General features: G+C 63.0%; 5 protein-coding genes. All 5 read right to left on the bottom strand.

Annotation, left to right across the window (positions count from 1 at the left end; genetic code table 11):
* Nucleotides 1-110 (bottom strand): F0F1 ATP synthase subunit gamma (locus tag WCY17_RS14320; protein ID WP_372702860.1); only part of this gene is annotated, 110 nt, incomplete at its 3' end.
* Nucleotides 111-165: 55 nt separating this feature from the next.
* Nucleotides 166-1,707, bottom strand: coding sequence for a F0F1 ATP synthase subunit alpha (gene atpA, locus WCY17_RS14315; protein WP_372702859.1), 1,542 nt, complete (start codon nt 1,705-1,707; stop codon nt 166-168).
* A 36-nt stretch (nt 1,708-1,743) separates the two neighbouring features.
* On the bottom strand, nt 1,744-2,283 hold the full coding sequence (locus tag WCY17_RS14310) for a F0F1 ATP synthase subunit delta (protein WP_372702858.1): 540 nt from the start codon (nt 2,281-2,283) through the stop codon (nt 1,744-1,746).
* A gap of 13 nt (nt 2,284-2,296) precedes the next feature.
* Entirely contained in the window at nt 2,297-2,767 is a 471-nt protein-coding gene (locus tag WCY17_RS14305) for a F0F1 ATP synthase subunit B (RefSeq protein WP_372702857.1), read from the bottom strand.
* Nucleotides 2,768-2,898: 131 nt separating this feature from the next.
* Nucleotides 2,899-3,141, bottom strand: a complete 243-nt coding sequence (gene atpE, locus WCY17_RS14300) for a F0F1 ATP synthase subunit C (RefSeq protein ID WP_298014239.1) — start codon at nt 3,139-3,141, stop codon at nt 2,899-2,901.
* Between the last annotated feature and the right edge of the window lie 25 nt (nt 3,142-3,166).

The following is a 3,166-nucleotide window of genomic DNA, read 5'->3' as shown; positions in this document are numbered from 1 at the left end:
TCCTGCGCCTTGCGCATTTTCGCCGCCGCGACCATCTCCATCGCCTTGGTGATCTTGCTCGTGTTTTGCACGCTCTTGATCTTGGTTCGAATTTCCTTGATTCCAGCCATGGGCTCAATCCTTCAGGTCAGACCGCGGCGGCGCACCGCCCCCGCGGCTGGCATCTCAAAACGTGCCGTGTTTCTTGAACTCGACAATGGCGGCAGCCAGTGCGGCGTCATCTTCCTTGGAGAGCTCTTTGAGCTCTTCGATGCGGTTGATCAGCTCGGCGTGCTTGGACCTGAGGAAATCCTTGAGCGCCTTTTCGAAAGACAGCACCTGACTGACCTCGAGGTCATCGAGATAGCCGTTGTTGACCGAGTACAGGGCCACGGCGAGTTCCCAGACCTGCTGGGGCTGGTACTGCGGCTGCTTGAGGAGTTCGACCACGCGCTTGCCCCGCTCGAGCTGGCGCCGGGTGGCGTCATCGAGATCCGAGGCAAACTGTGCGAATGCGGCGAGTTCACGATACTGGGCCAGGTCGGTGCGAATGCCGCCGGACAGTTTCTTGATGACCTTGGTCTGCGCCGAGCCCCCCACACGCGACACCGAGATGCCGGCGTTGATGGCCGGGCGAATGCCGGCATTGAAGAGATCGGTCTCGAGGAAAATCTGGCCATCGGTGATCGAGATCACGTTGGTGGGCACGAAAGCCGAGACGTCGCCCGCCTGGGTCTCGATGATGGGCAAAGCCGTGAGCGAACCCGTCCTGCCCTTGACTTCGCCATTGGTGAACTGTTCGACATAGTGCGCGTTCACGCGTGCAGCGCGTTCGAGCAGGCGCGAGTGCAGGTAGAAGACGTCGCCGGGGTAGGCTTCGCGCCCTGGCGGGCGGCGCAGCAGCAGGGACACCTGGCGATAGGCCCATGCCTGCTTGGTGAGGTCGTCGTAGATGATCAGGGCGTCTTCGCCGCGATCACGGAAGTATTCACCCATGGTGCAGCCGGAATAGGCCGCCAGATACTGCATGGCGGCTGATTCGGAGGCCGCTGCGGCGACGACGATGGTGAATTCGAGGGCACCATGCTCTTCGAGCTTGCGCACCACGTTGTTGATGGTGGAAGCCTTCTGGCCAATGGCCACATAGACGCAGGTAACGCCCTTGCCCTTCTGGTTGATGATGGTGTCGACGGCCACAGCGGTCTTGCCGGTCTGGCGGTCGCCGATGATCAGCTCGCGCTGGCCGCGCCCGATGGGCACCATGGAGTCGATGGCCTTCTGGCCGGTCTGCAGCGGCTGGGACACGGACTGGCGGGCAATCACCCCGGGGGCCACCTTCTCGATGACGTCGGTCTGCTTTGCGTTGATGGGGCCCTTGCCATCGATGGGGCTGCCCAGCGCATCGACCACGCGTCCTTTCAGTTCGGGGCCGACCGGTACCGCCAGAATGCGCCCGGTGGTCTTGACCGCATCCCCTTCGGAGACGCCGATGTAGTCACCGAGGATCACGGCACCCACCGAATCCCGCTCGAGATTGAGCGCCAGACCAAAGCGGTTGTTGGGGAACTCGAGCATTTCGCCCTGCATCACGTCGGACAGGCCATGGATGCGGGTAATGCCGTCGGTGACCGAGACGACCGTGCCTTCGGTACGGATGTCGGTGGACGCACCCAGGCCTTCGATGCGGCTTTTCAGCAGTTCGCTGATCTCGGACGGGTTAAGTTGCATGGTAAGACTCCTGGAATCCTGTGAACTGGCCCGCCGTCATGCGGCCAGCGTATCGCGCAGGCTCGCCAGACGGGCCTGTACGGAAGTGTCTAGAACATGGTCACCCACCGCGACGCGCACGCCGCCAATGAGATCCGGGTCCACATTGACCTCGGGCTTGAGCTTGAGGCCGAACTTGCGTTCGAGCCCGGCCAGCAAGCGGGCCAGATGGTCATCGTCGATGGGGAAAGCACTGGTGATGTGCGCCAACGCCGTCCCTTCGAGCTGGTTGCGCAATTGCTCGAATTGCTGCGCCACGAGCGGCACGGCCGGGATGCGGTCGTTTTCGACCACCAGCCCCACCAGATTGACGAGTTCGGGCGGCAATGCCTCGGGCAACAGCCCCAGCAACAGGTTGGCGCGCTGCTCATCGGACAGGCGCGGGTCGCCCATGGCCTCGAGGACATCAGGCAGGCTGCACACTTCGGCGAGCTGCGCCACCTGATCGGACCACCAGCCAAGCCCGCGCGCATCGCTGCGTACGGACTCGAACAGGGCTTCAGCGTAGGGTCGTGCAATTGTGGACAGTTCAGCCATGATGCGCCCTGTATCAGAGTTGAGCCTGCAGCTGGTCGAGCAGTTCGGCATGCGCCTTTGCGTCGACCTCGCGCCGCAGGATCTGCTCGGCCCCCTGCACGGCCAGCACGGCCACTTCGGCCCGCAGGGCCTCGCGCACGCGCTGGGCTTCCTGTTCGGCGTCCTGCCGCGCCAGTGCCACGATGCGCGCCTTTTCAGCCTCGGCTTCGCGGCGCGCTGCATCGATGACGGCGGCAGCCTGCTTTTCGGCTTCGGCCAGACGGGCGTGGTTATCGGTCTTGGAGGCCGCTTCCATCAGGCTGATGCGCGCCTGGGCCTGCGCCAGGTCGGCCTTGCCTTTTTCGGCGGCAGCCAGACCGTCGGCGATTTTCTGGCGACGATCATCCATTGCCTTCGTCAGGGGTGGCCAGATGAATTTCATCGTGAACCAGCCCAGAACGAAAAACACGATCATCTGGAAAAAGAGAGTCGCGTTTAAATTCACGGTCGTATCCTATTCTTGCCGTTCGTGCCCTGCAGCACCCCTGCAGAGCACCAATGCAGCTGTCTGTGCCTGAGTTGGCCCGACAGCCCCCGGGCCGCTGGCCGCCAGCGGCGACTCGGCCCGCGCTGCCATCAGCCTACGAAGGGGTTGGCGAACGCGAACAGCATGGCCAGACCCACGCCGATCAGGAAGGCGGCGTCGATCAGACCCACCAGCAGGAACATCTTGGTCTGCAGGGTGTTCATGAGTTCGGGCTGGCGCGCCGAGGCCTCGAGATATTTGCCGCCCATGAGGCCAATGCCGATACAGGCGCCTATGGCCCCCAGACCGATGATCAGACCGCAAGCCAGGGCTACGAACGCAACGTTGGTCATGACAACTCCTTGGTAGTAAACGTTG

Origin of the sequence: Castellaniella sp. (genome assembly GCF_041677825.1) — a bacterium.
GTDB lineage: Bacteria > Pseudomonadota > Gammaproteobacteria > Burkholderiales > Burkholderiaceae_B > Castellaniella.
Note: the sequence above shows the minus strand (reverse complement) of the source record. Positions and strands in the feature narration are given on the sequence as shown.